General features: G+C 71.4%; 19 protein-coding genes. 10 read left to right on the top strand and 9 right to left on the bottom strand.

The window, feature by feature from the left end; translation table 11 throughout:
- Positions 1–18: 18 nt before the first annotated feature.
- Complete coding sequence (locus ACIBN2_RS03370; RefSeq protein ID WP_399132405.1) at positions 19–1,071, bottom strand: zinc-binding dehydrogenase; 1,053 nt, start codon at positions 1,069–1,071, stop codon at positions 19–21.
- A gap of 91 nt (positions 1,072–1,162) precedes the next feature.
- Here ACIBN2_RS03370 and ACIBN2_RS03375 point away from each other — a divergent pair, with 91 nt between their 5' ends.
- The 5 genes from ACIBN2_RS03375 to gdhA all read left to right on the top strand — a co-directional run bounded on the left by ACIBN2_RS03375 (position 1,163) and on the right by gdhA (position 7,047).
- Positions 1,163–1,867, top strand: coding sequence for a TetR/AcrR family transcriptional regulator (locus tag ACIBN2_RS03375; protein WP_399132406.1), 705 nt, complete (start codon positions 1,163–1,165; stop codon positions 1,865–1,867).
- Positions 1,868–1,982: 115 nt separating this feature from the next.
- Positions 1,983–2,990, top strand: a complete 1,008-nt coding sequence (locus ACIBN2_RS03380) for an NADP-dependent oxidoreductase (RefSeq protein ID WP_399132407.1) — start codon at positions 1,983–1,985, stop codon at positions 2,988–2,990.
- Positions 2,991–3,055: 65 nt separating this feature from the next.
- Entirely contained in the window at positions 3,056–3,853 is a 798-nt protein-coding gene (locus tag ACIBN2_RS03385; protein ID WP_399132408.1) for a maleylpyruvate isomerase family mycothiol-dependent enzyme, read from the top strand.
- Between the two features lie 116 nt (positions 3,854–3,969).
- Complete coding sequence (locus ACIBN2_RS03390; RefSeq protein WP_399132409.1) at positions 3,970–5,529, top strand: glycoside hydrolase family 30 beta sandwich domain-containing protein; 1,560 nt, start codon at positions 3,970–3,972, stop codon at positions 5,527–5,529.
- A 153-nt stretch (positions 5,530–5,682) separates the two neighbouring features.
- Positions 5,683–7,047, top strand: a complete 1,365-nt coding sequence (gdhA, locus tag ACIBN2_RS03395) for an NADP-specific glutamate dehydrogenase (protein ID WP_399132410.1) — start codon at positions 5,683–5,685, stop codon at positions 7,045–7,047.
- 46 nt (positions 7,048–7,093) lie between these two features.
- Here the strand turns inward: gdhA and ACIBN2_RS03400 are convergent, their stop codons facing one another.
- A complete protein-coding gene (locus tag ACIBN2_RS03400; protein ID WP_399132411.1) occupies positions 7,094–8,071 on the bottom strand; it encodes a GlxA family transcriptional regulator in 978 nt (325 codons plus the stop codon).
- A gap of 106 nt (positions 8,072–8,177) precedes the next feature.
- On the opposite strand from ACIBN2_RS03400, the gene ACIBN2_RS03405 reads away from it, so the two are divergent.
- The 3 genes from ACIBN2_RS03405 (at position 8,178) to ACIBN2_RS03415 (ending at position 11,203) form a co-directional block, all read left to right on the top strand.
- The gene (locus tag ACIBN2_RS03405) at positions 8,178–8,816 is read left to right on the top strand and encodes an HD domain-containing protein (RefSeq protein ID WP_399132412.1); all 639 of its coding nucleotides are present in this window, start codon (positions 8,178–8,180) and stop codon (positions 8,814–8,816) included.
- 152 nt (positions 8,817–8,968) lie between these two features.
- Positions 8,969–9,358, top strand: a complete 390-nt coding sequence (locus ACIBN2_RS03410) for a DUF6355 family natural product biosynthesis protein (protein WP_399132413.1) — start codon at positions 8,969–8,971, stop codon at positions 9,356–9,358.
- A 210-nt stretch (positions 9,359–9,568) separates the two neighbouring features.
- Positions 9,569–11,203, top strand: a complete 1,635-nt coding sequence (locus ACIBN2_RS03415; RefSeq protein WP_399132414.1) for a sigma-70 family RNA polymerase sigma factor — start codon at positions 9,569–9,571, stop codon at positions 11,201–11,203.
- Positions 11,204–11,218: 15 nt separating this feature from the next.
- On the opposite strand, the gene ACIBN2_RS03420 is transcribed toward ACIBN2_RS03415, so the two are convergent.
- The 7 genes from ACIBN2_RS03420 to ACIBN2_RS03450 all read right to left on the bottom strand — a co-directional run bounded on the left by ACIBN2_RS03420 (position 11,219) and on the right by ACIBN2_RS03450 (position 19,401).
- A complete protein-coding gene (locus ACIBN2_RS03420; RefSeq protein WP_399132415.1) occupies positions 11,219–12,634 on the bottom strand; it encodes an aminobutyraldehyde dehydrogenase in 1,416 nt (471 codons plus the stop codon).
- A complete protein-coding gene (locus ACIBN2_RS03425) occupies positions 12,627–13,946 on the bottom strand; it encodes a flavin monoamine oxidase family protein (RefSeq protein WP_399132416.1) in 1,320 nt (439 codons plus the stop codon). Before ACIBN2_RS03425 ends, ACIBN2_RS03420 begins: the two co-directional genes overlap by 8 nt.
- Before the next feature lie 27 nt (positions 13,947–13,973).
- On the bottom strand, positions 13,974–15,047 hold the full coding sequence (locus tag ACIBN2_RS03430; RefSeq protein WP_399132417.1) for an ABC transporter ATP-binding protein: 1,074 nt from the start codon (positions 15,045–15,047) through the stop codon (positions 13,974–13,976).
- A 5-nt stretch (positions 15,048–15,052) separates the two neighbouring features.
- Positions 15,053–15,934, bottom strand: a complete 882-nt coding sequence (locus ACIBN2_RS03435) for an ABC transporter permease (RefSeq protein ID WP_399132418.1) — start codon at positions 15,932–15,934, stop codon at positions 15,053–15,055.
- Positions 15,931–16,821, bottom strand: a complete 891-nt coding sequence (locus tag ACIBN2_RS03440; RefSeq protein WP_399132419.1) for an ABC transporter permease — start codon at positions 16,819–16,821, stop codon at positions 15,931–15,933. Before ACIBN2_RS03440 ends, ACIBN2_RS03435 begins: the two co-directional genes overlap by 4 nt.
- 3 nt (positions 16,822–16,824) lie before the next feature.
- Positions 16,825–17,856, bottom strand: coding sequence for a spermidine/putrescine ABC transporter substrate-binding protein (locus ACIBN2_RS03445; protein ID WP_399132420.1), 1,032 nt, complete (start codon positions 17,854–17,856; stop codon positions 16,825–16,827).
- Positions 17,857–18,123: 267 nt separating this feature from the next.
- Entirely contained in the window at positions 18,124–19,401 is a 1,278-nt protein-coding gene (locus ACIBN2_RS03450; RefSeq protein WP_399132421.1) for an SRPBCC family protein, read from the bottom strand.
- A 285-nt stretch (positions 19,402–19,686) separates the two neighbouring features.
- On the opposite strand from ACIBN2_RS03450, the gene ACIBN2_RS03455 reads away from it, so the two are divergent.
- Both ACIBN2_RS03455 and ACIBN2_RS03460 read left to right on the top strand, forming a co-directional pair.
- The gene (locus tag ACIBN2_RS03455) at positions 19,687–20,109 is read left to right on the top strand and encodes a hypothetical protein (RefSeq protein ID WP_399132422.1); all 423 of its coding nucleotides are present in this window, start codon (positions 19,687–19,689) and stop codon (positions 20,107–20,109) included.
- Entirely contained in the window at positions 20,106–21,326 is a 1,221-nt protein-coding gene (locus ACIBN2_RS03460) for an NADH-ubiquinone oxidoreductase-F iron-sulfur binding region domain-containing protein (RefSeq protein WP_399132423.1), read from the top strand. Before ACIBN2_RS03455 ends, ACIBN2_RS03460 begins: the two co-directional genes overlap by 4 nt.

Raw genomic sequence — 21,326 nt, forward strand, 5'->3', positions numbered from 1 at the left:
TGCAGAAGCGACGACGGATCAACGGGTGGGGTCGAGAAGGATCTTGCGGACGCCTGCGGCGCGGCTGCTGAACAGTTCGTACGCCGCCGGGCCCTCGGACAGGGGGACGCGGTGGGAGATCACGACCTCCGGCTTGATCCGGCCGGCCTGAGTGAGGGGGATCAGGGCCGGGAGTTCGTAGGGGACCGAGCACAGCCCGATGGCGAACTCCAGCTCCTTGACCTGGGCCAGTCCCATGTGGAAGGGAAAGGCCTTGTTCTGGCTGACGCCGATGACGCTGACCCGTCCCGCCTGCCGGACGGCTTTGAGGGCCAGCTCGATGGTGGCGTCCGAGCCGACGGCCTCCACCACGGCGTCCGGTCCGCGTCCCGCCGTCATCTCCCGTACGGCCGCTCGCGCGTCGTCGCCCTCGACCGGCTCGACGCCCAGGGTGGCGGCGAAGGCGCGACGCTCCGCGACCAGGTCCACGCCCAGCACCCGGGCGGCACCCATGGCGAAGGCGGATTGCGCGGCCATGAGGCCGACCGGGCCCAGGCCGATGACCAGAACCGTTTCGCCGGGCCGGATGCGGGCTCGGCGGCAGCCGTACCAGGCCGTGGGGGCGTTGTCCGTCAGCACGACAGCGGCCTCGTCGGAGACGCCTTCGGGCAGGTGGACCAGGTTGACCTCGGCGTGGGGCACGGCAAGAGCCTGGGCCTGGCTGCCCGGTATGCGCGGGCTCACTCCGTAGCAGAGGTCCGTCGGGGTACGGGCTCGCTCGCACCTGGCGGTGAGGCCCTTCGCGCAGGTTCCGCACAGGGTGCAGCCCACCGAGGCGGGAACCAGGACCCGGTCGCCGGGACGGAAGCGGGTGACCTGGCCGCCGGTGTCGACGACCACGCCGACGCACTCGTGGCCCGGCGTGTAACCGGTCTCCGGACTGAACCCGTGGCCGCCGTAGATGTGCAGGTCACTGCCGCAGATGCCGGCCGTGGTGACCTGGACGACCGCGTCGGTGGGGCTGGTGACGGCCGGGTGGGGGACATCCTCGTACCGGATGTCGTGGGGGCCGTGGTAGGTGAGTGCCTTCACTGGATCGACTCCCGCACCGCGCCAAATGCGCTCGTATCAATGATTAATGCACACGTCTTACTGGGGCGTGGCGACGCTAGCATGGGCGTCCGTGACAGCACATGAGACGCAGGCCACGTCGCCTCGGAGCCGGAAGGCCGGCGACACCCGCGCCACGCTCATCCGGGCCGCCGAGCAGTTGTTCGCGGCGAAGGGCGTCGACGGTGCGTCGCTCAACGAGATCAAGCGGGCCGCGGGCCAGCGCAACGCGATGGCCCTGCAGTACCACTTCGGCGACCGGGCGGGGCTGCTGCGGGCCGTACTCGACAAGCACCTTCCGGCGGTGGACGCCCAGCGGGAAGCACTGCTGCAGCAGTACGAGGACGAAGGCGCGGCCGATCTTCGAGCGCTCGCCGCCGCGCTGGTGCTGCCGGCCGCCGCGAAGCTCGCCGATCCCGACGGCGGGCGCGCGTTCCTGCAGGTCGTGGCCGAACTGCTGAACCGTCCCGAGCCCCTGGTCGAGGTGGTCGTGACGAAGGGGTCGAGCATCCATCCCTGGCGGCGCCTGGTGGAACCGCTGCTGGCGCCGGAGTCGAGCGCGGTGTTCCACACCCGCTTCACCGCCATGCGCTTCTGCCACGCCGAACTCGCCGCGCGGGCCGCCGCCCGCCCCCGCAGGGACGACCGGTTGTTCACCAGCCGGCTGGTCGACCTGGTCACCGCGCTGCTGGCCGCTCCGGTGTCCGAGCGGACCGCGCGACTGCTGCACGAGCGGGACCGCAAGGGCAGGACCGGCCGACAGGCCCCGACCCACTGACCCCTGCACCCCCGGTCGCGCCGCGCGTCGCCGACCGGGGTGTGGGCAACCTCACGACCCCCTCATACCGACTGGTCGGTACCCTGCAGCGAGGCTTCGAACGACAGGAGGCGCGATGTCTGCGACCAACCGCCAGATCCGTCTGGCAGCCCGCCCCGTGGGAGAGGCGAAAGCGGATGACTGGCAGCACTGTTCCGGGCCCGTGGAGGAACCGGGCCCGGGAAAGTTCGCAGGCCGGACACGCGTCGTCTCCCTGGACCCGGCCATGCGGGGCTGGCTGGACGACCGCCCCTCCTACCTGCCGCCGGTGGGCATCGGTGAGGTGATGCGGGCCGGATCCGTCGTCGAAGTCACCGCGTCGAACCATCCCGGCTTCCAGCCCGGTGACCACGTGGTCGGCATGTTCGGCGTCCAGGAGCATGTGATCTCCGACGGCCGGGGCGCGCTGAAGATCGACACCTCGCTCGCCCCACCCTCGACCTTTCTGGGCGCCCTGGGCATGCCCGGCATGACCGCCTACTTCGGGCTGCTGGACGTCGGCGCGCTCAAGGACGGTGAGACCGTCGTGGTGTCGGGCGCGGCCGGTGCCGTCGGCACCATCGTGGGGCAGATCGCGAAGGCCAAGGGCTGCCGGGTGGTGGGCATCGCCGGAGGCCGGGAGAAGTGCGCGCTGCTCACCGACGAGCTGGGATTCGACGCCGCGATCGACTACCGCGCCGACGACATCAGGACGGCGCTGCGCCGGCACGCCCCCGACGGCGTCGACGTCTACTTCGACAACGTGGGAGGCGACGTTCTCGACGCCGTCCTGACCCGGCTGTCGATGCATGCGCGCGTCGTGATCTGCGGTGCGATCAGCCAGTACAACAACGCCGCCCCGGTCAAGGGGCCTTCGAACTACCTGACCCTGCTGGTGCGCCGCGCACGGATGGAGGGCTTCGTCGTCTTCGACTACGCCGAGTGCTATCCCGAGGCGGCCAGGGACCTCTCCGCCTGGATCGCCGACGGCCGCGTCAAGGTCAAGGAGCACGTGGTGAGGGGGACCGTGGACGACTTCCCCGAGACGCTGAACATGCTCTTCCGCGGTGAGAACGTAGGCAAGCTGGTCCTCGAGCTGACCTGACGGCGGTCCGCAGTCCTCGACCGCCGTACGGCCGACCCCGCAGCTTCCCCGAAAGGCATGTCGCGATGAGCACCCACCAGAACTCCGGCCACGCACCCGTGGCCCCAACGGTCGATCACCGTACGGCGGTCGCGGCGGAGAGCGCCCGGTTCGTCGCGGCGGTCCAGGACGCCGACCCGGCCGCCGCGGTACCCAGCTGCCCCGGCTGGACGCTCGCCGACCTGATCAGGCACACCGGCAGCGTCCAGCGCTGGTTCTCGGTCCTGTTGAGGGCGCGTATCCAGGAACCGCCGCGCACACGCGAGGTCGACCTGATGCTCCCGGAGCAGGAGGACGGATACGCCGGCTGGCTGGCAGAGAGCGCGACGGTGGCCGAGGGCGTGTTCGCGGCCACCGACCCGAACCTGCCGATGTGGGCCTGGGGCGCCGACCAGCACGCCCGCTTCTGGGTACGCCGCATGCTCTTCGAGACACTGCTGCACCGGATGGACGCCGAACTGGCACTCGGCCGCCGGCCCGTCGTCGAGCGCGCACTCGCCGTCGACGGGATCGACGAGTTCCTCGTCAACCTGCCCTTTGCCGGCTTCTTCGCCCCCAAGGTGGCCAACCTGCGCGGTCCCGACAGGACCATCCTCTTCCGTACGACCGACGGAGACGATGCCTGGCGCGTCCGCCTGCGGCCCGACGGCTTCGGGCTGGACACGGCTCTGACGGCCGCGAGCACCGCCGACGTGACCGTCAGAGGATCGGCGGCCGATCTGCTCCTCCTCGTCTACGGCCGTCTGACCTGCGAAGGGGACGCTTTCGCCCGCGAGGGGGACGAGCAGTTGCTGGCCGACTGGTTCGCCAACTCCGCTTTCTGAGGGCGCCAACTCCCTTGCACCAAGCCTTTCTTCATGCCTTGACTTAACATCACAGATATTGCTTGGATCTCTCCGCAGCCCATGGCCCCGCCCCCCCCGAGAGTCCAGGAGCAGCTGTGAGACGTAGCTTCACCGCAATCGCGGCCGTCGCGGCCACGACACTGTCCTTGCTCGTCGCCACGGGACCGGCCGCGCACGCGGACCGGGACGCGGAGGAGCGGGGCGGGCACGGCCAGGTCGTGACCGGCACGTACTCCACCGGCGGCACGCAGGCATGGCAGCCGCTGCCAGTCGTGCGCACGGGCGGTGACTCCAGCGGCCCGGTCGATGCCACCGTGGTCGCCGACCCCAGCGCAACTCGGCAGAAATACACGGGGGTTGGCTTCTCCCTGGACGAGACGAGCGTGTCCAACCTCTGGAAGCTCACCCCCGCCGAGCGGGCGGAGGCCGTCCGGTTGCTCGTGGACCCCAAGCACGGAGCGGGACTTGACCGGTTCCGGCTGACCATCGGCAGCCCCGACCTCATCGAGCACCTGCCGTTCTGGTCTGAGGACGACCTGCCGGCGGGCGTCACCGAAGACTTCGGCCTGAAGCACTTCTCGATCCGGCGGGACGTCGACCTGCACATCATCGACACGATCAAGCTCATCCAGCGCTACAACCCGCACGCCACGTTCTTCGCCTCGGCGTGGAGCGCACCGGCCTGGATGAAGACCAACAACCGGTTCACCGGCGAGGTCGCGCTCAAGCCCGGGAGCAGCACCGACTACTACCAGGTCGGCAAGTTGCGGGACGACTGCGTCGACGTGTTCGCGCGCTACTACGTCAAGTTCGTCCAGGCGTACGCCCGGCACGGCGTCCACGTCGACGCGCTGACCCTGCTGAACGAGCCCGGCATGGACGTCGTCTACCCGGCCATGGACATCAGCGTCGCCCAGCAGCAGAAGCTGGCGCTCGCGATGAAACGGGAGTTCCGCTCCGCCCGCCTCGACACCCAGCTCTACGTACACGACTTCAACTTCTGGGACTGGCGCGACCCCAACAGCACGGCCACCAAGAACTACCACCGCATCTTCGACGACGCCCCGGACGGCTCGGTGACGGGCAAGCAGGTCCGCGACGCGGCCGACGCCGTCGCCTTCCACCCCTACTGGGGCGACCCGACCGTCATGCGCGACGCCTACGAGCAGACGGGCAAGCCGGTCCAGATGACGGAGACGAGCGACCTGTCGCCGTCGACCGTCCTCGACTACTTCCGGCTCGACGCCGGTTCCTACATCCTGTGGGCCCAGACCACCGACCAGGACGGCGGCACGCTGCACTGGACCCCCGCCCGGGACAACAACATCGACTGGAACCAGGTCGCCGCCACCACCAAGTGGCCGAACCGCCTGGTGACGGTGCACACGGACACGAAGGACTTCACGGTCCGCGACGAGCTGTACGGGATCGGGCAGTTCGCGAAGTATCTGTCGCCCGGCGATGTGCGCCTGGAGTCCAGCGCCGCGCAGAACGGCGTCAGCAACGTCATCTACCGCTCCGGCAAGGGCCGTTACGTCGCCGTCCTCGGCAACAGCACCGCCACGGACCGCACGGTCCGCATCGTCGTCGGCGGCCAGAAGTTCGTGGCGACCGTGCCGGCCGGTTCCTTCGCCACCTACCGCTGGGGCCGCTGACCCGGCGACCGGCAAAGGCTACTGCCGTCGGCACCGTGGAGCGGACCGGTGCCGACGGCAGTGTTCCAACGGCGGCGCCCGGAGCGTCCGCTGAGTAGCGGCCCTGCGATCTTCCGTACATGAACGTGCCACGCCGTACAAGGAGGTACGTCCATGACCGTCCAGCACACAGCGCCCGCGGACCTGCGCCTGACCGCCCAGGTCTTCGCGGCCGTCCAGGCCCGGGATCCCGCGCAGGCCGAGTTCCATCAGGCCGCCCGCGAGGTGCTGGAGTCCCTGGAACCGGTCCTGGTCCGCCACTCCGAGTACGCCCAGCACCGCGTGCTCGAGCGGCTGTGTGAGCCGGAGCGGCAGATCGTCTTCCGCGTTCCGTGGGTCGACGACGGCGGCCGGGTGCAGGTCAACCGGGGCTTCCGCGTGGAGTTCAGCTCCGCACTGGGGCCGTACAAAGGCGGCCTGCGCTTCCACCCCTCCGTCAACCTCGGCATCGTGAAGTTCCTCGGCTTCGAGCAGATCTTCAAGAACGCACTGACCGGCCTTCCCATCGGCGGCGGCAAGGGCGGCGCGGACTTCGATCCCAAGGGCCGCTCGGACGGCGAGATCATGCGGTTCTGCCAGTCGTTCATGACCGAACTGCACCGGCACCTCGGCGAGCACACCGACGTGCCGGCCGGCGACATCGGCGTCGGCACCCGCGAGATCGGCTATCTCTTCGGCCAGTACAAGCGCATCACCAACCGCTACGAGTCCGGCGTGCTCACCGGCAAGGGCCTGAACTGGGGCGGCTCCCACGTCCGCACCGAGGCCACCGGATACGGCACCGTCTACTTCGTCCGCGAGATGCTCGCCGCCCGTGGCCAGGACCTCGACGGCCGGCGCGTCGTCGTCTCCGGCTCCGGGAACGTCGCGATCTACGCCGCGCGGAAGGCGCAGGAACTCGGCGCGAGGGTCGTCGCGATGTCCGACTCCGGTGGCTACGTGGTCGACGAGGCGGGCATCGACGTCCAACTGGTCAAGGAGATCAAGGAGGTTCGCCGCGGCCGGATCAAGGAGTACGCGCAGACCATGACCCGGGCCCGGTACGTCGAGGGCGGTTCCGTCTGGGACGTGCCGTGCTCCGTCGCGCTGCCCTGCGCCACGCAGAACGAACTCGACGACGGCGCCGCGCGCACCCTGCTCGCCCACGGCGTGATCGCGGTCGCCGAGGGTGCCAACATGCCCGCAACCCCCGAGGCCGTACGGCAGTTGCGGGACGCGGGCGTCGCCTTCGGGCCCGGCAAGGCCGTCAACGCCGGAGGTGTGGCCACCTCGGCCCTGGAGATGCGGCAGAACGCCGCCCGCGACGCGTGGACCTTCGAGGACACCGACCGCAGGCTGGCCGCCATCATGGCCGGCATCCACACCACCTGCCGGGCGACTGCCGAGGAGTACGGGGTCCCGGGCAACTACGTCGCCGGCGCGAACATCGCGGGCTTCGTCAAGGTCGCCGACACGATGCTCGACCTCGGGGTGGTGTAACTACCCTGCATCGGACGGGTGTTGAGTCGCCGAGGTCCGGGCGTCTCTAGTCCCGCGAGTTCTGCGAGTCCTGCGGGCGCGTCGTCGCGAAGCGTCTGCGGTATTCGGTCGGGGTGGTGCCCAGGTGGCGGGCGAAGGTGCGGCGCAGCGTCTCGTCGCTGCCGAGCCCGCTGCGCCGGGCCGCCGCCGTCACGCTGTGCCCGTCGAGCAGGAGTTGCCGCGCGCGGTCGAGTCGGACGCGCTCGACCCAGCGCGCGGGCGTGGTGTTCAACTCGGTCTGGAACAGCCGCGCCAGATGCCGGGTGCTGACGGCGGCGGACGAGGCCATGGCGGGCAGGCTGTGGTCGGCGGCCGGATCGGCGAGTACGGATGCGATCAGCCGGCCCAGCACATCGCTGCGGGCGGGCGGGGTTTCCAGGGCCGTGGAGAACTGGGACTGCCCGCCCGGGCGTTGCATGAAGACGACCAGCTCGCGGGCGGCCTCCCGGGCCGCGTCCGCTCCGTGGTCGTCCTCGACCAGTGCGAGGGCCAGGTCGATGCCGGCGCTGATGCCCGCGGAGGTGAGGTACCGGCCGTCCTGGATGTGCAGGGCGTCGGGCTCGACCTCGACCCGCGGGTAGCGCCGGGCGAGCGTCTCGGCGTGCCGCCAGTGCGTGGTCGCCCGCCGACCGTCGAGCAGGCCCAGCTCGGCCAGGACGAACGCGCCGCTGCACACCGACGCCACCCGCTGCGCCCGCCCGGCGAGCAGCGCTGCCGCCGCCAGCAGGTCCCCGTCCGGCGGCTGCTCGGCGAGCACGTCGGCCCCGGCGACCACGAGCGTGTCGATAGGCCCGGCGTCGGCCGCCGCGACGGTCCGCGCCAGCGCCGGGCCCGAGGAGGCCGTGACGTCGCCGCCCCGGGGAGAGACCAGGACGGGCGTGTAGGAGTGTCCCAGGCGCCCCGCCTGGTGCAGCACCTCCAGGGGGCCGCTGACGTCGAGCAGCGTCACCCCGTCGAATGCCAGAAAGGCGACCCGGTGCGTCATGTCTGAATCTGTGGGTCGCACGGCAGGAAGGACATGGCGTCAGCATAGGACACCCGGCGAATCTGAAGGAGGTAACCGATCCGGCAGGCAGTGGAAGGCGGACATCATGAGCGAATCGATCGCGGGCATACCGATCCCGGACAGCGCACTGGCCCGGGAGGCGACCGAGCTCGTAAGGGAAGTCGCCGAACCACTGCTGTTCGACCACTCCCGGCGGGTCTTCCTGTTCGGCTCGCTGCGCGGCAGGGAGCAGGGGCTGCGCTTCGACCCCGAACTCCTCTACGTCGGCGCGATGTTCCACGACCTGGGGCTGACCGGGCGTTTCCGGCGTACCGACCAGCGTTTCGAGATCGACGGCGCCGACGAGGCCCGCCGCTTCCTGGAGAGCCATGGCGTCACCGGCGAGCAGGCCGAGCGCGTCTGGACGGCGATCGCCCTGCACACCACGCCGGAGATCCCTCTGCACATGGCGCCCGAGGTGGCCCTGGTGACGCGCGGGGTGGAGCTGGACGTGCTGGGTATCGGCTACCGCGCCGTCTCCGACGAGCAGCGCGCGGCCGTCGTCGCGGCCCACCCCCGCCCCGACTTCAAGAACCGGATCCTCGCCGCCTTCACCGAGGGCATCAAGGACCGGCCCGGCACGACGTTCGGCAACGTCAAGGCGGACGTCCTGGCCCACTTCGCGCCCGGCTTCGTACGCGGCGACTTCGTGGAGGTCATCAAGGACTCGGACTGGCCCGAGTAGCCGGCCGCGCTCACGGCGAGGCGGGTGCTGACGCCTGTCCGTGCCTGTCCATTCGATTGCCGTCGAATGGTGTGGACGGGACATATCGCGTGTTGGCACTTTGGTGGGCACGGGAGGCCTGACCTGGGCTTCCACGTCGAAGGGAAGCCGACATGCCTGCAAACGAAGACTCCGTCGTGGCCCGGCAGCGCCGTTCCCGCCGTGGCCGGCTGGCCGGTGTGCTCGTCGCTGTCGCGGCGGCCGGTGCGCTGGCCGGAGCGATGGCGGAGCCCGCGAGCGCGGGCTCCGCGCCTGCCGCCTCGCAGTCCGCGAAGCTGCAGAACTGCGGCTGGAACGAGGCCGGCGGCAACGACGGGCGCGCGTCCTACGAGCACTGCGCGACGGACACCAACGTCTGGATCCAGGTGACGCGGTGGGCCCGGGGCGACTACCACCGCTGCGTCGGCCCGGGCCGCACCATCCTGGACTACGACGCCACGGGCGCCTGGTACGACAGCAACTTCCGCGGCGGCCTGTGCTCCCACCCCGGGGACACCGCCTGACCGCGGTCGGTCCGCCACCCGGGTGACGTAGGCGCGCGGCTGTGACGCTCGCCACACCTCCATGCCGTCGTTTCACACTCTGAACTGGGACAACACACGTCCCACCCATGTCTCTTGGCGCACCTGTCCGAAGAACTGTTATCCGGGACCCACCGAACGGTCTCCCAGGTATCGGGCAGGATCGTTCGACGTCGAGGACGGGAAGCTTTCATGAGTACACAGCGCACGGTGGAGCCGGCCGCCCTGGTGGCCGCCGCCCGAGGGGGCGATCCGGAGGCTCAGGACGCCCTGGTCAGTGCGTATCTCCCGCTCGTCTACAACATCGTGGGCCGGGCGCTGAACGGCTCGGCCGACGTTGACGACGTGGTCCAGGAGACCATGCTGCGGGCACTGGAGGCTCTCGGCGGGCTGCGCACCCCCGAGAGCTTCCGCTCCTGGCTCGTGGCGATCGCCATGAACGAGGTCCGCAAGCACTGGCAGGACCGCCGGCTCGCGACGGGCGGGGTGGAGGAGGCCGCGGAGCTCGCCGATCCGGGCGCCGACTTCGTGGACCTGACCATGGTGCGGCTCCAGCTCTCGGGCCAGCGCCAGGAGACCGCGCGCGCCACGCGCTGGCTGGAGCCGGACGACCGGGGACTGCTCTCGCTGTGGTGGCTGGAGTGCGCCGGCGAGCTGACCCGCCCCGAGGTCGCCGCGGCCCTGGAACTGTCGCCGCAGCACACCGCCGTACGGGTGCAGCGGATGAAGGCGCAGCTCGAGGCGGCCCGTGTGGTCGTGCGTGCACTCGACGCGCAGCCGCCGTGCGAGGAACTGCGCGGCATGCTCGCCACCTGGGACGGCCGGGCCTCGGCGCTGTGGCGCAAGCGAATAGCCCGGCACGCCCGCGGCTGCGTGCGCTGCTCCGGGCTGTGGAGCGGACTGATGCCCGCGGAAGGACTGCTGGCCGGGCTGGCGCTCGTCGCCGTGACACCGTCTCTGCGGGAGAGCGTGCGCGCCGCGTGCGTCGGGATGGCCGAGGCCGGAATGGCCGTCGGCGGTCCGGCGACCCGCGCCGCCGCCTCGCCGGGTCACGGCGGACACGTTGCCGGGCGCGGCGGGACCGTTTCGCGGAGCGAGGCGCGCCGCCGCCGTCGCAACCGGCGCCGGGCCGTCGGCGGGGCGGTCGTCGTGGCCTGTGTGGCGGGCGGCGGCCTCTGGTACTCCGGCACGGACAACGGAACCGGAGCCACCGGGGGGACGACCGCCGAACGGGCCGCGGACGCTCCCGTCGCGGACCTGTCGGAATCGAGCACCGCCGGGACCTCGCCGACAGACTCCATATCCCCGTCGCCCTCCGCGTCCAGGACGACCAAGAAGGTCACCAGGACCACGCACCCGGCGAAGAAGACCGTGCCGGCGCCTCGGCCGTCCGCCACCCCCACCAGGAGTCCGCTCGCCGCGCCGCAGGTGACGTCCACGCCGTCGGGCACCGTCGCCCAGGTCGTCGCGCTGGTGAACCAGGAACGGGCGAAGGCCGGTTGCGGTGCGCTCACCGAGGACCCGCAACTGGAGAAGGCCGCGCAGGGCCACTCCGACGACATGGCCGCCCGAGGCTTCTTCGACCACACCAACCCGGACGGCGCCGACCCCGGGCAGCGCATCACCGCCGCGGGGTACAAGTGGTCCACGTACGGCGAGAACATCGCCCAGGGCCAGCAGACCGCGGCCGCGGTGATGGAGTCCTGGATGAACAGCCCCGGTCACCGGGCCAACATCCTCAACTGCTCGTTCAAGGACATCGGCGTGGGGGTCCACAAGGGCTCGGGCGGCCCCTGGTGGACACAGGACTTCGGCGCGAAGCTCTGACCCCCGTGGCGGCCGCTACAGCATGACGTGCTTGACCTGGGTGTAGTCGAGCAGGCCGGTCAGGGACAGGTCGCTGCCGTGGCCGGAGTGGCGCACGCCGCCGTGCGGCATCTCCGACACCGTCGTGCCATGGGTGTTGACCCAGACGATGCCGGTGTCCAGCGCACGGCTCGCCCGCATCGCACGGTCGTGGTCACGCGTCCACACGCTCGCGGCGAGCCCCTGCGGGACGCCGTTGGCCAGACGGAACGCCTCGGACTCGTCGGCGAAGGGCTGGACGGTGACGACCGGCCCGAACACCTCACCCTGCACGATCTCGTCCTGCTGCCGCACCCCCGCGACCACCGTGGCCTGGTGGAAGTAACCGGGCCGGGGGAGCGCCGCACCACCCGCGACGACCTCCGCATGCACCGGCAGCCGCTCCAGCATCCCGCGTACGGTGGCCAGTTGGGACGCGCTGGCCAGTGGACCGAAGTCTGCGTAGCCGTCGTCCGGCACTCCGGGCCGGCGCCCGGCGGCGCGCTCGGCGAAGGCGGACAGGAACGTGTCGTGGATCCGGTGGTGGACCAGGATCCGGGTGGCGGCCGTGCAGTCCTGGCCCGCGTTGTAGAAGGCGAGGGACGACAACTGCTCCACGGCGTCGTCGAGATCGGCGTCCTCGTGGATCAGCACCGGTGCGTTGCCGCCCAGTTCGAGGTGGAGCCGCTTCAGGTCCGCCGCCGCGGCGGCGGCGATCTCCTGCCCCGCGCGGACGCTTCCCGTGACGGCCACCAGCCGGACCAGAGGGTGGGCGACGAGCGAGCGGCCCGTATCGCGGTCGCCGCACACGACGTTCAGCACACCGGGCGGCAGGTGCTCGGCGGCCAGCCGGGCGAGGAGCACGGCCGACGACGGTGTGGAGTCGGACGGTTTGAGGACGACCGTGTTGCCCGCGGCCAGCGCGGGCGCGACCTTCCACACGGCCATCATCAGCGGGTAGTTCCACGGCGTGATCTGCGCGCAGACGCCGACCGGCTCACGGCGCAGGATCGACGTACGGCCCGGTGTGTACTCGGCCGCCGCCGCGCCCGGCAGGTTGCGGGCAGCTCCCGCGAAATACCGCAACACGTCCACGATCGCGGGGAGTTCGTCCGTGAGGAACAGCGCGCGTGGCTTCCCCGTGTCCGTCACCTCGGCATCCGCCAGGGCCTCCGCCGCACGCTCCACGGCGTCCGCCGTGCGCAGCAACGCCGACTGCCGGTGTCCGGGAGGCGTGGCCGCCCAGCCGGGAAAGGCCGCCTGGGCGGCGCGGCAGGCCGCGTCCACGTCCTCGGGGCCGGAGAGCGGGGCCGTCCCGTGCGGGCGGCCGGCGGCGGGGTCGATGAGCGACCGGGTGAGGCGGGAGGCGGCCGGCACCTCTTCGCCGTTGATGTGGTTGAGGCTGTCAGCCACGGCGCAGTGCCTCCTCGGCGGCGGCGCGGCCGGTGCGGACGGCGCCCTCCATGTATCCGGCGACCCACTGGTCGGAACCGCAGACGTAGAACGGCGGTTCATGGGTGCCGTGCAGGGGGCCGACCGCCATCACCTCGCCCGGCGGCCACTGGGTGACGTAGCCCTGGGTCCACGGGTCGCTGCCCCACAGCCGCAGATGGCAGGCGGTCGGGCGGAGCGCCTCGTCGCCGAACATGGCCGTCACCTCGGCCAGGAGTTCGGGGATGCGCAGCTGGGACGGGGTGCCCAGCAGGACGCCGTAGCGCTCGGGAGGGACGAGCGCCGACAGGATGCCCTCGCCCTGCGGCCAGGTGCTGCCCAGGACGCCCTCGGACTCCGAGAGGCCGTTCAGATCGTCGGCGCGCCAGAACGGATCGCGGTAGACGGCCGCGAACTTCGCCGCGACGGCCTGGCGTTGACGGTGCAGTGAGGCGATGCGGGCGTCGCTCACACCGGTGACGGCGACCGACCGCAGCGGTCCCACCGGCAGGGCGCTCACCACGGCCCCCGCGGTGCGGATCTCCCCGGTGGCCAGGCGCACGGTGCACCGGCCGGGGCGGATGCCGATCGCGGCGACGGGCGCGCCGAGCCGGACGCGCGGGCCCAGTTCGCGCCCCATGACCTCGGCGAGTGTCGCCGACCCCTCGGCCAGGCGCAGTCCCTCCCAGTCGTCGTAGTCGTAGTCGCCCGTGCCCGAACCGGGCACCGCGGCGCTCTTGCGCAGGGCCGCCAGCAGGGAGATCCGCTCGTAGGAGCCGCCGGCCAGGGCGAGTTGGCCGATGTCCCACAGGCGCACCACCGCGGGGGAGGCCCGCCGGGAGCGGAGCCAGCCGGCGACGGAGAGGCGGTCCAGGGCGGCCGCGTCCGGATGCGACCAGGGGTCGTCGGGGTCGACCGTGGCGGTTAGCGCGCCGAACTCCGCACTGAGCACTGCGTGTTGGGCCGTGTCGCCGGGACCGAACCAGTGCGGCGGATCGCCCGCCGAGAGCCCCTCCGGCGTGGCCCGGGTCATGCGGCCGGGCTCGGCGACATAGCTGGGCACCAGGTCCAGGCCGAGTTCCTTGGCGAGTTGGAGGTAGGCGGTGTGCCCCTGGCCGACCACTTCGCCGCCGAGTTGGACGGTACGGCCGTCCGGGGTACGGGTCTGCTCGACCCGGCCGCCGACGCGGTCCCGGGCCTCCAGGACGAGCACGTCGGCGCCGGCGGCCGCCAGGTCGCGGGCGGCGGAGAGCCCGGCGAGACCGGCGCCGAGCACGATCACGTCGTGATGCATGGGTATCGCTTTCGATCAGGGGGTGGCTCAGGCCAGGACCAGGCAGTGCTCGGGACGCCAGCCGAACTCCACCGTCTCGCCGCCGCTCCAGCGGTCCTCCATACGGGCGCGGTCGGTGTTCTGCTCCAGCACCGACAGCGTGACGCCGGGGGCGAGTTCGATCAGATAGGTCGTGGTCGGGCCGCTGTAGACGGTTTCGCGGAGTTGTCCGCTCAGCTTCGACATGCCCGGTTCGAAGTCGGACAGCCAGATCTTCTCCGGGCGTACGGACACGCTGACCGCGGCGCCGTCGCTGATCTCGGACCGGGGGCCGACGGGCAGGGCGGGGCCCTGCTCCAGGGCGACCTGGCCGTCCCGGTACGTGCCGGTCATCAGGTTGGAGGTACCCATGAAGGAGGCGACAAAGCGGCTGGCGGGGTGCTCGTAGATGTCCTCGGGGGTGCCGCACTGCTCGATGCGGCCGTCGTTCATCACGGCGATCCGGTCGGACATGGTCAGCGCCTCGTCCTGGTCGTGGGTGACGAAGACGAAGGTGATGCCGACCTCGCGCTGGATCTGCTTGAGCTCCACCTGCATCTGGCGGCGCAGCTTCAGGTCGAGGGCCGCCAGCGGCTCGTCGAGGAGCAGTACGGCGGGCCGGTTGACGAGCGCGCGGGCGAGGGCGACGCGCTGGCGCTGGCCGCCGGAGAGGGTGCGGGGCCTGCGCTCGGCGAGGCCCTCGAGCTGCACCAACTCCAGCATCTCGCCGACGCGTTGGCGTATCTCCGGCTTGGCGACGCCCTTGCGCTTCAGTCCGAAGCCGACGTTGTCGGTGACGCTGAGGTGGTCGAAGAGGGCGTAGCTCTGGAAGACGGTGTTGACGTTGCGCCGGTTCGGCGGAAGGTGCGTCACGTCCTCGCCGGCCAGCAGCACCGAGCCCTCGGTGGGGTCGCTGAACCCGCCGATCATGCGCAGCGAGGTGGTCTTGCCGCAGCCGGAGGGGCCCAGCAGGGAGAAGAAGTGGCCGGCCTCGATGTCGAGGTCGAGGTGGTGGACGGCGTAGGAGTCACCGAACTGCTTGGAGACGCCGTCGAGCCGGACGGCGGGGGTCGTCGCGTCCATGAGGGTCACTCCCCGGAGAGGATGTCGAGGCCGCCGCGGCGGCCGAAGAGGCGCGGGATGAACAGGGCCAGGGCGATCAGCGCGATGGAGCCGGCGAGCATCAGCGTGCCGACCGCGTTGATGGTGGGCTGCACCCCGAAGCGGATCGCCGAGTAGATCCGCACCGACAGCGGCTGCGGGTCGACGCCGGTGGTGAAGTAGGCGAGCACGAAGTCGTCGAAGACCAGCGCGAAGATCAGTACGGCGGAGGCGAGCACCGCGGGCAGCAGGGCCGGCAGGGTCACCAGCCGGACCGCCTGCCAGCGGGTGGCGCCGAGGTCCATCGCGGCCTCCTCCACCTCGGGGTTCAGGGCGGCGACCCGGGAGCGGAGGATGACGGTGACGTAGGAGATCGAGAAGGTGATCTCGGCGAGCATCACCGTGCCGGTGGACAGGGCGATGCCCAGGCCCTTGAACAGCAGCATCGAGGCGACGCCGGTGACGATCTCCGGCGTGATCAGCGGCACCAGCATGACCAGGCCGGCCAGTGAGCCGAGCCGGGTGCGGCAGCGGACCAGGCCGAGCGCGAGTGCCACTCCCAGGACGACCGAACCGGCCATCGCCACCAGGGAGATGCGCAGGCTGGTGGTCAACGACGCGATGAGGACGTCGTCGTGGACGAAGGCGCGGTACCAGCGCAGGCTGAATCCGCCGAAGACGGTCAGGGACTTCTTGGAGTTGAAGGAGAACAGCGCCACGACGCCGATGGGCAGGTAGAGCAGGGCGAAGAAGAGCGCCGTGACGGCGATGAGGATGCGCGGTCTGCGGTCGGCGCGTCCGCGTCGGGCGCGGGACTTGGCGGCCGGGCGGGCCGGTGCGGTGGCGGCGGGCAGCTTGACCATGGTCATCGGCGGGCCTCCGCCTCGTCCTTGCGGGTGCGCCGCAGATAGCCGAACATCCCGATCAGCAGCACCAGCATCAGCAGCATGGTGAGCGCGGAACCCAGCGGCCAGTTCTGGCCCTGGAAGAACTTGTCCTGGATGAGGTTGCCGATCATGATCTGGTCCGGGCCGCCCATCAGTTGTGCGCTGACGAAGTCGCCCATGGCGGGCAGGAAGACGAGGACGAGCCCGGCCGCCGCGCCCTGCCGGGTGGCGGGCAGGGTGACGAAGAAGAAGGTGCGGACCGGGCCGCCGTACAGGTCGCGGCCGGCCTCGATGAGGGAGACGTCGAGACGTTCCAGGGCCGCGTACAGCGGGATGATCATGAAGACGACGAATCCGTAGACGAGACCCGCGACCACGCCGACACCGGTGTTGAGGATCTTCGTGCCGGAGCCGGCCAGTCCGATGGCGCGCAGGCTGCGCAGCACCGGTCCGTCGTCCGAGAGGACCACCGACCAGCCGTACATCCGCACCAGGTAGTTGGCGAAGAACGGCACGACGATCGCGGCGATCAGCGCGTGCTTGTAGCGGCCGCCGTACAGGGCGATCGTGTACGCCACCGGGTAGGCGATCAGCAGGCAGATCGCGCAGGTCAGCAGGGCGTAGCCGAGGGAGCGGGCGAGGACCTCGGTGTAGGCGGGGTCGGCGAGGGCGCGCACGCCGGACAGGTCGAAACCGAAGCGGGGGTTGCCCAGTTCGTCGGTGGTGCCGACCGCGAGGACGGCGACGAGCGCCAGCGAGGCGATCAGGAAGCCGGTCATCCACAGGGTGCCCGGCAGCATGAACCAGATCCACATCCGGTTGCCGGTGTCGCGGCGGCGGGTGCGTGAGGTGTGTCGCAGCAGTGCCATGGCTCAGCCCGCCTTCACATGGGTCCAGGCCGTGTCGCGGGCGTCCTCCGCGGCGCGCGAGCCGTTGCGGAAGAACAGGTCCGCCTTCAGGTCGTCCTCGGTGACGAGGCACTCGGGGAACGGTTTGACCAGCTCGGCGTAGACCTTCTCGGAGCCGGCCACCGGCATCGGGTAGCCGATGTACTCGATGTTCTTCTTCACGTTCTCCGGCCGCAGCATGTAGTCGATGAAGAGCATCGCGGTGCCGGGGTGGGGGGCGTTCCACGGGATGGCGTAGCAGTCGGAGTTGATCGGCGTGCCCTCCTTGGGGGCCTCGAAGCCGAACACCGAGGGGTCCTTGGCCTGGTTGAGCATGGCGGCCATGTCGCCGCTCCACGCCTGCGTCATCAGGGCGTTGCCGTTGAGGAGGTTGTTGTAGCTGTCGCTGGAGAAGCCGCGCAGCCGCGGGCGCAGGCTGCCCAGCAGGGAGGTGATGCGGTCCAGGTCGCCCCGGTCGCCGGTGCTGACGCCCAGGCCGAGTGCGAGGGCGCCCATGCCGAGAACCTCGTCGCGGTCGTCGAGCAGGAAGACCTTCCCCTTGACCTTGTCGCTCCACAAGTCCCTCCAGGAGCCGGTCAGTTCACCGATCCGGTCGCGGCGCCAGCCGATGCCGGTCTTGTACGCGGTGAAGGGGACGGTGTGCGCGGAGCCGGGGTCGTACCAGGGGTCGGCGAAGTACGAGTACCTGCCGAACACGGCGGGGGAGTTGGACAGTTCGGAGTGGTCGATACGGCGCAGCCGGCCCCCGCGGACCAGGCGCTGGGCCCATTTGGCGGTGGGGAAGACGATGTCGTAGCGGTTGCCCGCGTTGAGCTTGGCGACCATGCCCTCCATCGAGTCGAAGTTCGACTGGACGACCCTGACGCCGTACTCCTTCTCGAAGCCCTTGAACACGGACGGGTCGACGAAGTCGGCCCAGTTGAAGTAGACGAGATCGCCGTCGACGCGCGCCTTCACGGGGGCGAGTTCCTGTGCGTCGGGCCTTTTCGCGGGCATGAACCCGCAGCCTCCGACCGCGGCGCCCAGCAGACCGCAGGCGCCTGCCCGCAGTACTGCGCGTCGGGTCGGTGGGGGTACCTCGGGGGACATCGAACGTCCTCTCCGTCGAGGAACGGCACTGCTCCAGGGCTGGACCGGCTGGTCGGCTCGACGGAGGCCCTGACTCCGTGGGAAAGACCGGTCTGGAAAGGGTGCGAGGCGTGCGTCAGCGGGGGAGGGGTAAGCCGGCCCGGAGGCGTACGGCGTGCGGTGCGCGGGAGGTCGTCACGGTGTGGCCCCCTCCAGGTCGTCGCGGACCCGGCGGGCGAACCAGCCGACGGCCACCTCGCGCTGCGAGAGCGGGCCCGGCTCGTAACCGGGCGTGGTCAGGCCGTCCTGCACGCGCTTGACGAGCTCGACGTCCTCGTCGTTGGTGACCCAGCCGAGGTGGATGTTCAGCCGGCGGGCCAGCCGGGTGCGCACGCTCTCCCCGTGCCGGGTGTAGAAGGCGCCCGGAGTCGCCGCCCGGTCCTGGGCGGTGGGCAGGGCGGTCCACGCGAGCACGTGGTCAGGGTAGAAGTCGATGAGAGTGTTCGGATAGATCACGGCGTAGCGCCATACCCGCCGGTCCGCCTCGGCCAGACCCGGCATCGGCGTCGCGAGGCGCTGATAGAGCCGCTCGGTCCAGTTGGAGGAGGGCTTGTCGCGCAGCGGTGACTCGAAGAGGACGTAGTTCTCCCGCACGTCCACCGTGTACGCCTGGTAGTCGAGCAGCCGCATGAGCGAGGGGTGCGCCACGGGGACGTGGTAGCCCTCGAGATAGTTGTCGACGATCACCTTCCAGTTGGCGTTCTGCTCCTCGCCGCCGGCCAGGTCGTGGATGCGGTGCTTTCCCACGGGCACCAGGCCGGGCCCGGCATAGCGGCCGATGGCCTCGGCGAGCCCGGCGCAGCTCTCGGCGAGCGGGGTCGCCTCGAGGTCGAGGTTGACGAAGACGAAGCCGAGGAAGGACTCGACGTTGACCGGGTGCAGTCCGAGCCGGGGCTTGTCCAGGCAGGGGATGCGGCGTGCCTCCGGGGCGCCGACGAGCCGTCCGTCCAGCTTGTAGGTCCAGCCGTGGTACGGGCAGCGGATCGCCTTGCCGGACGGCTCGGGGCCGTTGACCAGGCGGGTGCCGCGGTGCCGGCAGACGTTGAGGTGGGCGGCGAGACCGCCGTCCTCGGTGCGTACGACCAGGACCTCCCGGCCGGCGGCGGTGGCGGTGAGGCGCGCGCCCGGACCGGGCAGGTCGGATTCGTGGCAGACCAGCTGCCAGGACCTGGCGAAGATGTGCTCGGTCTCGGCCGTGGCGATGGCCGGATCGGTGTAGTAGCGGGCGGCGAGCGCTTCCCCGGGGTGGCCGGGCGGCGCCTGCCCGGCCTGCTCGGGGGGCGTCACCGGCGGGGCCGGTGACGGGGCGTCTGCCCGGGTGGTCGACGGGTGCATGGGGTGGTCCTCCTCCGCGCCGCGGCGGCGGCGATGGGCGGTGAGGCTGTGGCCGGAGACCGATGGCAGGTACGGCATGAGGCACGGCCACGGGCATGGCTTGCGTGGCGCCCCGGCCTGCCGGAGTCCAGCTGACTGATTGATTAGTCAGAGTGGAGCGGGTGCGGGATCAAGTCAAGACTTGTGAGCTGACTAATTAGTTAGTTAGTCTCGTGCTCAGTCGGATGGCCGGGGCTCATGGACGCCCGGCCCGGGCGCCGTCCCGCAGCAGGCGGACGCGCGGTCCGCGCCACCGGCGTCCGGATCCGGACGCCGCAACAAGCTCCCCGCCTCTCCCCGCCTCTCTCCGCCCCGGAGGCACGCATGAGCGCTCGCCGAAGTCTCGTATGGCTCGGTCTCACGCCCGAGCCCGAACAGGAACTGCCCGCCGTGGTGGCCGCCCTGCGGGCCCGGCCGGACCGCCACCCGCCGACGGCCCTCGTCGCCGCCGAGCGGCGACGCGTCCAGCGGCTGGTGCTGCGCGGCACCCAGCGCGGCTGGCTGCGCTACCTCGGCGAAGTCACCGACCTGGTCGTCGAGGCCGCGACGGCCTGCGCGCCCACCGACCCGCGACCGGCGCTCGTGGCCGGCGAGGTCGTCCTCGACCACCACCGCATGCTCATCGGCCTCCCCGGCCGGGGCTACGACCGCACCGCCGCCCAACGGCGAGACCTGGAAGGGGCGTTGGCGCGCCTGAGGTCCCGCTCGCGAGGCGCACTCCGTTCCGAGGACTGGAGCACCGTATGACCGGCGTCTTCTCCCTCTTCCCCGAAGGGCGGCCCGGCCTCCTCGCCGCGCCCGGGGACCCCGCGTCGTATCCCGCGGCCGGCGGCCACGCCCCGCCGGCCGCGCCCGGCCGGCTGCTCGAACTGATCGCCGAGGCCGGACTGCGCGGACGCGGTGGCGCCGGATTCCCCGCCGCCGTCAAGCTGCGCGCCGTCCGGGACGCGCCGGGGCGGCCCGTCGTCGTCGCCAACGGTGAGGAGGGCGAGCCGGGGTCGGTCAAGGACCGCTGGCTGCTGCGGCACCGGCCGCACATGGTCCTGGACGGACTGCGGCTGGCCGCGGCCGTCACCGGTGCCGCGCGCGGCTACGTCCATCTCTCCGACGCGGCGGCCGAGCGGGCCGTCCGCCAGGCGCTCGCCGAGCACCCCTCCGACCTGGACGTGGAAGTCGTACGAACCGAGCACACGTACGTCGCGGGGGAGGAGACCGCGGTCGTACGGCGCATCGACGGGGGACCGGCGCTGCCCACGGCGAAGCCGCCGCGCCCGTTCGAGAGCGGGGTCGGCGGTGCGCCCACCCTCGTCGCCAACGTGGAGACCCTGGCCCGGATCGCGCTGATCCACGCGCGGCCGGACGAGGCCGCCGACATAGCCGGAACGCATCTCGTGACGCTCTCCGGAGCGGCGGGTGCCACGCTCGTGGAGGCGCCCGCCGGCACCCACCTCAAGGTCCTCGCCGACCTGTGCGGACACGGCCGGGCCCAAGCGGTCCTGCTGGGGGGGCTGTTCGGCGGTCTGCACGGCGCGGGCTGGCGGGACCTGCCGCTCGACCACGACGGCCTGAGCGCCGCGGGCGGCGCCCTCGGCTGCGGCGCGCTGCACTTCCTGCACCCCGAGGACTGCCCGGTCGCCGTGGCCACCGAGGCCGTGACCTATCTCGCGGCGCAGAGCGCCCGGCAGTGCGGGGTGTGCGTGTCCGGCACCGGGGCGCTCGCCCGGACCCTCGTCGCCGTCGCCCGCGGTGAGGCGGGCGATGACGCTACGGAGCAACTGCGGCGCTGGTCACGGCAGTTGCCCGGCCGGGGTGCCTGCGGACTGCTCGACGCCGCCGCCCGGATCGTCGCCACCCTGCTCACCCACTTCCCGGACCGCGTCGACGTCCACCGCGCCGCCGCATGCCGTGCCTGCGCGGTCCCCGTGCCGCACGACGGACGCCGCTTCACGGTCCGTGTGCCCTGA

The sequence above is a fragment of the Streptomyces sp. NPDC050534 genome (assembly GCF_044457745.1).
Classification (GTDB): domain Bacteria; phylum Actinomycetota; class Actinomycetes; order Streptomycetales; family Streptomycetaceae; genus Streptomyces.

What these genes read in the sequence shown, in the direction of transcription:
- ACIBN2_RS03405 (WP_399132412.1), top strand. Translation starts at nt 8,178, where the DNA reads ATGAGCGAATCGATCGCGGGCATACCGATCCCGGACAGCGCACTGGCC.
- ACIBN2_RS03445 (WP_399132420.1), bottom strand. Translation starts at nt 17,856, where the DNA reads ATGCCCGCGAAAAGGCCCGACGCACAGGAACTCGCCCCCGTGAAGGCG.
- ACIBN2_RS03435 (WP_399132418.1), bottom strand. Translation starts at nt 15,934, where the DNA reads ATGACCATGGTCAAGCTGCCCGCCGCCACCGCACCGGCCCGCCCGGCC.
- ACIBN2_RS03450 (WP_399132421.1), bottom strand. Translation starts at nt 19,401, where the DNA reads ATGCCGTACCTGCCATCGGTCTCCGGCCACAGCCTCACCGCCCATCGC.
- ACIBN2_RS03385 (WP_399132408.1), top strand. Translation starts at nt 3,056, where the DNA reads ATGAGCACCCACCAGAACTCCGGCCACGCACCCGTGGCCCCAACGGTC.
- ACIBN2_RS03400 (WP_399132411.1), bottom strand. Translation starts at nt 8,071, where the DNA reads ATGACGCACCGGGTCGCCTTTCTGGCATTCGACGGGGTGACGCTGCTC.
- ACIBN2_RS03455 (WP_399132422.1), top strand. Translation starts at nt 19,687, where the DNA reads ATGAGCGCTCGCCGAAGTCTCGTATGGCTCGGTCTCACGCCCGAGCCC.
- ACIBN2_RS03415 (WP_399132414.1), top strand. Translation starts at nt 9,569, where the DNA reads ATGAGTACACAGCGCACGGTGGAGCCGGCCGCCCTGGTGGCCGCCGCC.
- ACIBN2_RS03460 (WP_399132423.1), top strand. Translation starts at nt 20,106, where the DNA reads ATGACCGGCGTCTTCTCCCTCTTCCCCGAAGGGCGGCCCGGCCTCCTC.
- gdhA (WP_399132410.1), top strand. Translation starts at nt 5,683, where the DNA reads ATGACCGTCCAGCACACAGCGCCCGCGGACCTGCGCCTGACCGCCCAG.
- ACIBN2_RS03410 (WP_399132413.1), top strand. Translation starts at nt 8,969, where the DNA reads ATGCCTGCAAACGAAGACTCCGTCGTGGCCCGGCAGCGCCGTTCCCGC.
- ACIBN2_RS03380 (WP_399132407.1), top strand. Translation starts at nt 1,983, where the DNA reads ATGTCTGCGACCAACCGCCAGATCCGTCTGGCAGCCCGCCCCGTGGGA.
- ACIBN2_RS03430 (WP_399132417.1), bottom strand. Translation starts at nt 15,047, where the DNA reads ATGGACGCGACGACCCCCGCCGTCCGGCTCGACGGCGTCTCCAAGCAG.
- ACIBN2_RS03425 (WP_399132416.1), bottom strand. Translation starts at nt 13,946, where the DNA reads ATGCATCACGACGTGATCGTGCTCGGCGCCGGTCTCGCCGGGCTCTCC.
- ACIBN2_RS03440 (WP_399132419.1), bottom strand. Translation starts at nt 16,821, where the DNA reads ATGGCACTGCTGCGACACACCTCACGCACCCGCCGCCGCGACACCGGC.